This is a genomic window from Caldimonas taiwanensis NBRC 104434, assembly GCF_001592165.1.
Lineage (GTDB): Bacteria > Pseudomonadota > Gammaproteobacteria > Burkholderiales > Burkholderiaceae_C > Caldimonas > Caldimonas manganoxidans.
In genome coordinates this window covers 1-4,871 of record NZ_BCWK01000041.1, presented here as the reverse complement: position 1 = coordinate 4,871, position 4,871 = coordinate 1, and the positions used below count along the sequence as shown (strand labels likewise).

The 4,871-nt window shown below is 69.9% G+C and carries 5 protein-coding genes and 1 pseudogene; all 6 read left to right on the top strand.

What is annotated here, in order from left to right; translation table 11 throughout:
- Window positions 1-224, top strand: a pseudogene (locus CTA01S_RS15670) (hypothetical protein); the annotation flags it as partial.
- Between the two features lie 3 nt (window positions 225-227).
- Window positions 228-857 carry a hypothetical protein gene (locus tag CTA01S_RS15665; RefSeq protein WP_062196797.1) on the top strand — a complete coding sequence of 210 codons (630 nt, stop codon included), beginning with the start codon at window positions 228-230 and terminating at the stop codon, window positions 855-857.
- Between the two features lie 30 nt (window positions 858-887).
- On the top strand, window positions 888-1,379 hold the full coding sequence (locus tag CTA01S_RS15660; protein ID WP_062196796.1) for a DUF6511 domain-containing protein: 492 nt from the start codon (window positions 888-890) through the stop codon (window positions 1,377-1,379).
- On the top strand, window positions 1,376-2,122 hold the full coding sequence (locus CTA01S_RS15655; RefSeq protein WP_062196795.1) for a hypothetical protein: 747 nt from the start codon (window positions 1,376-1,378) through the stop codon (window positions 2,120-2,122). The genes CTA01S_RS15660 and CTA01S_RS15655 overlap by 4 nt, the downstream gene beginning before the upstream one ends.
- Window positions 2,119-2,373: a hypothetical protein gene (locus CTA01S_RS15650; RefSeq protein WP_062196794.1), complete on the top strand. Its 255-nt coding sequence runs from the start codon at window positions 2,119-2,121 to the stop codon at window positions 2,371-2,373. Before CTA01S_RS15655 ends, CTA01S_RS15650 begins: the two co-directional genes overlap by 4 nt.
- Entirely contained in the window at window positions 2,357-4,630 is a 2,274-nt protein-coding gene (locus CTA01S_RS15645) for a phage/plasmid primase, P4 family (RefSeq protein ID WP_062196793.1), read from the top strand. The genes CTA01S_RS15650 and CTA01S_RS15645 overlap by 17 nt, the downstream gene beginning before the upstream one ends.
- Window positions 4,631-4,871 lie beyond the last annotated feature (241 nt).

Genomic DNA, 4,871 nt, shown 5'->3' with positions numbered 1-4,871 from the left:
CGGCGGAACTCCCCGGCATCGTCGATGAAGTCGTCACCTTGGCCGAGATCAAGGCCGAAGACGGCAGCAGCTACCGCGCCTTCGTCTGCCACACCGTCAATCCCTACGGCGTCCCGGCCAAGGACCGATCCGGCCAGCTCGAGCTGCTGGAGCCGCCGAATCTGGCCGCACTGATCGCCAAGTGCGCCGCCGCCACCCGCATTCCCCCATCCACCCAGGAGTAAGCCATGACCGCTTGGAACGATTTCAACGACGCCGAACAACAGCAAAGCTTCGACCTCATCCCCAAGGGCACGCTCGCCCGCGTGCGCATGACGATCAAGCCCGGTGGCTTCGATGACCCGGCGCAGGGCTGGACCGGTGGCTGGGCCACGCAGAGCTTCGAGACGGGTTCCGTCTATCTCGCCGCCGAGTTCGTGGTGCTGGAGGGCGACTACGCCCGCCGCAAGCTCTGGAGCAACATCGGCCTCTCCAGCCCCAAAGGCCCGGCCTGGGGCCAGATGGGGCGCAGCTTCGTGCGCGCGGTGCTCAATTCCGCGCGCCACGTCCACCCCCAGGACATGAGCCCGCAGGCGGCCGCCGCACGGCGCATCCAGGGCTTTCATGAGCTCGATGGCATCGAGTTCCTCGCCCGCATCGACGTCGAGAAAGACGGCCGCGGGGAACTGAAGAACGTCGTCCGAAACGCCGTCGAGCCCGACCACCCGGACTACGCCCGGCTGATGGGCGTGCCGCCCAAGACCCCGGGCAGCGGCTCCTCCGGTGCGCCGGCGGCGGTCGTCCCGCCCCGCGCGATGCCCGTCCCCGCCGTCGCGCAGCGTCCCGCCGTGCCGGGCAAGCCGGCCTGGGCGCAGTGAGCCGGCACAGCGCAAGGAGGGCGGCAGTGAATGAAGTGTTGGGTCTGCAAACGACAGGCGCGCGGCTACGGTCACCTGGATTCTCGCCATCCGGTGGGCGACGCCCGGCGCTATCCCATCGACTGGGTGTTCTGCTCGCGGCGCTGCCAGCAGGCGTTCCACGCGCTCTACGGCCACTGGTTGCGGGTGCAGGAAGGCCGCATCGACAAGACGGAGGTCGCGATGATCGATCCGTCTGACGTCGAACTGGCCGCGATGCGGAAGTGCCTCAAGGCCTTCGGCGAGGCGGCCGAGAGCATCGGCTTCGACAAGCCGCTCGGGGCGTACTCGGAAGCCGAAGCGCTGCAGGTGATCGACGCCATCGTCACCGGCTACACCGAGGCGATGGTCGCGCACCACGAGGCGAGCAAGTATCCGCCGGTGCGCGGGCTCAAAGACCCCGTGTCCGACCCCTTCGCGGACCTGGAAGACGACCTGCCGTGGGAGGCGCCGGAGTCGGCAAAAAAGGAGGCGCGGCGATGATGGACTTCAACGCCTCCAAGGGCTTCTCGGGCCAGCTGACAGCGCTGATCGACGCCGGGATGCAGCGAACCCGCGCGGCCCAGCCGCGCCGCACCTACCTGGGTGCCTCGCGCCTGGGAGCGGCTTGCGAGCGGCAGCTGCAGTACGAGTCCGCCGAAGCTCCGGTCGACCCAGGCCGCGAGACCGACGGCCGTCTGCTGCGCGTCTTCGAGCGCGGCCATGTGATGGAGGACTGCATGGCCGCCTGGCTGCGCGAAGCAGGCTTCGATCTGCGCACGCGCAACGACGCCGGCGAGCAGTGGGGCTTCTCGGCACTCAACGGTCGCCTGCAGGGCCACGCCGATGGCGTCCTCGTCGCCGGGCCGGATCTGGGGCCGGGCTTCGGCTACCCCGCGCTGTGGGAGAACAAAGCCTTGAGTGCGAAGTCCTGGCGAGAACTCGAGAAGAAGCGCCTCGCCGTAGCCAAGCCCATCTACGCCGCGCAGGTGGCGATCTACCAGGCCTATCTCGGCCTGCACGAGCAGCCGGCGCTGTTCACGGCTGTGAACGCCGACACCATGGAGATCTACGCCGAGCGGGTGCTGTTCGATGCCCTGCTTGCGCAGCGCATGTCCGATCGGGCTGTCAAGGTCATTACCGCCACCGAGGCGGGCGAGTTGCTGCCGCGCGCGTTTGCCGATTCCACCCACGTCGAATGCCGGATGTGCCCCTGGCAGGACCGGTGCTGGAGGGGCCAGTCATGACGATCGCCTCGTTGTCTGAAGTGCTGGGCGAGCGCCTGATCGACGCCCGTGAGGCCGCGCACGCGCTGAACCTGCCGCTGTACTGGCTCACCCACGCCAAGGAGCGTCGGCGTCTGCGGCTGCCGCATTACCGGGTCGGCAAGCTGCTGCGTTTCAAGCTCACCGAACTCGTGGCCTGGATGCACGACGCGCAGGTCAGCGGCATCGCGCAGCGCCGTCATGGGGAGGAGGCCGATGCTGGACTTCAATGACTCCACCCCCCATGCCGAAGCCGTGGCCGCCGAGCGCCGTGAGGCGGTGCGAGCCGCCCTGCTCGGGCGTTTGGAGGGGCTGCTGTCCCTGCTGTTTCCTGCCGGTCGCACGCGCCGCGGCAGGTTCCTCATCGGCGACGTGCTGGGCAGCCCCGGCGACAGCCTGGAAGTGGTGCTCGCCGGCGACAAAGCGGGCCTGTGGACCGACCGGGCCACGGGCGAAGGCGGCGACGTCTTCGACCTCCTCGCCGCCCATCACGGGCTCGATGCCGAGCGCGACTTCGCGCGCGTCCTCGACTTGGCGGAAGACCTCGTCGGCCGCGTTTCCGCGGCCCCGGCGTCCCGCCGCCGGACAAACCGGCAGACGCCGCTGGACGAACTCGGCCCCGCCACCGCCAAGTGGGACTACCTCGACGCGCAGGGGCGGCTCATCGCCGTCGTCTACCGCTACGACCCGCCCGGGCGCAAGAAGGAATTCCGGCCCTGGGACGCCAAGCGGCGCAAGATGGCTCCGCCCGAGCCGAGGCCGCTCTACAACCAGCCGGGGATGACCCGTGCCGAGCAGGTGGTGCTGGTCGAGGGCGAGAAATGCGCGCAGGCGCTGATCGACGCCGGGGTATGCGCCACCACCGCGATGCACGGGGCGAATGCCCCGGTGGACAAGACCGACTGGTCGCCGCTCCAAGACAAAGCCGTGCTGATCTGGCCCGACCGCGACAAGCCGGGCTGGGAGTACGCCATGGCCGCCGCGCAGGCGGCACTGGCCGCCGGCGCCGCCTCGTGTGACGTGCTGCTGCCACCGGAGGACCGGCCCGAAGGCTGGGACGCCGCCGACGCCGTGGCCGAGGGCTTCGATGTCGGCGCCTTCATCGCCGCGGGCCCGCGCATGAGCATCAAGCCCGCCATCGGACAGCCCACGCAGGAGCCCTCCGTCTGGGCCACCGACGACGCGCTGGCGCTCACCTTCACCGCACGCTATGCCGAGGACTGGCGCTATTGCGCCGCCTGGGGCAAGTGGCTGGTGTGGGACGGTCGGCGCTGGCAGGCTGACGAGACGCTGCTGGTGCACCACCTCATCCGCGCCATCTGCCGCGAGGCCGCCCTCAAAGCCGACTCGCACCGGCTCGCGGCCAAACTCGCCGCCAGCAGCACGGTGGGCGGCGTGGAGCGGCTCGCCCGCACCGACCGGCGACATGCCTCGACCTCCGACGAGTGGGATGCCGATCCCTTCGCGCTCAACACGCCGGGCGGCGTGGTCGATCTGCGCACCGGGCGGCTGCGTCCGCACGAGCGCGCCGACCGCATGACAAAGCTCGCCACCGCCACGCCCCGCGGCGATTGCCCCCGCTGGCGGGCCTTCCTGGCCGACGTGACCGGCGGCAACGCCGAACTCCAAGCGTATCTGCAACGCATGGTCGGCTACTGCCTCACCGGCTCGACGGCGGCGCATGCGCTGTTCTTCCTCTACGGCACCGGCGCCAACGGCAAGTCGGTGTTCGTCAACACCGTGGCCACGATCCTGGGCGACTACGCCACCAGCGCACCGATGGACACCTTCATGGAGGCGCGCGGCGACCGGCATCCGACCGATCTGGCGGGCCTGCGCGGCGCGCGCTTCGTCTCCTCCATCGAGACCGAGCAGGGGCGGCGCTGGAACGAGTCCAAGGTCAAGGCGCTCACCGGCGGCGACAAGGTCTCGGCGCGCTTCATGCGGCAGGACTTCTTCGAGTACACGCCCCAGTTCAAGCTGGTGATCGCGGGCAACCACAAGCCCGCGATCCGCAACGTGGACGAGGCGATGAAGCGCCGGCTGCACCTGATCCCCTTCACGGTGACGATCCCGCCCGACAAGCGCGATGGCCGGCTCACCGACAAGCTCCTGGCCGAGCGCGACGGCATCCTGGCCTGGGCGGTCGAGGGGTGTCTCGCCTGGCAGCGCGAGGGGCTCGATCCGCCCGCCATCGTGCAAGCCGCCACCGAGGAGTACTTCGACGAGGAGGACGCGATCGGCGACTTCCTCGACGAGGAGGCCCAGCGTCACCCGCAGGCCCGCGTGGCCGTGGCCGATGTGTTCCAGCACTGGCAAGAGTGGGCCGCCCGGCGCGGCGAGTATGTCGGCACGAGCCGCTGGCTCGCCCAGCAACTGGCCAACCGCGGCTTCGAACGCACGCGGCTGCACGGGGGCACCAAGGGGCTGGCGGGTCTGTCCCTCAAGCCCAAGGACTACGGCCTGCGGTTGCCGTACCGCGACGACTGACCTCCCAGGGTGACCGAAGGTGACTGGCTGCGGGATTGAATCTCTTTACGCGCGTACGCGCGCGCAGGCGGAAGGTTCATTCCCCACGGCGGTCACCTTCGGTCACCGGCAACGACATGAACGAAGGACTGCACCCATGCACACCACGATCCTGGCCCTGGACCTGGGCACCACCACCGGCTGGGCGCTGCGCGGCAGCGACGGCCACATCACCAGCGGCGCCGAGAGCTTTCGGCCGCAG

Bases quoted from the DNA above. Each gene is read 5' to 3' on its own strand.
- CTA01S_RS15665 (WP_062196797.1), top strand. From the start codon at position 228: ATGACCGCTTGGAACGATTTCAACGACGCCGAACAACAGCAAAGCTTC.
- CTA01S_RS15660 (WP_062196796.1), top strand. From the start codon at position 888: ATGAAGTGTTGGGTCTGCAAACGACAGGCGCGCGGCTACGGTCACCTG.
- CTA01S_RS15655 (WP_062196795.1), top strand. From the start codon at position 1,376: ATGATGGACTTCAACGCCTCCAAGGGCTTCTCGGGCCAGCTGACAGCG.
- CTA01S_RS15650 (WP_062196794.1), top strand. From the start codon at position 2,119: ATGACGATCGCCTCGTTGTCTGAAGTGCTGGGCGAGCGCCTGATCGAC.
- CTA01S_RS15645 (WP_062196793.1), top strand. From the start codon at position 2,357: ATGCTGGACTTCAATGACTCCACCCCCCATGCCGAAGCCGTGGCCGCC.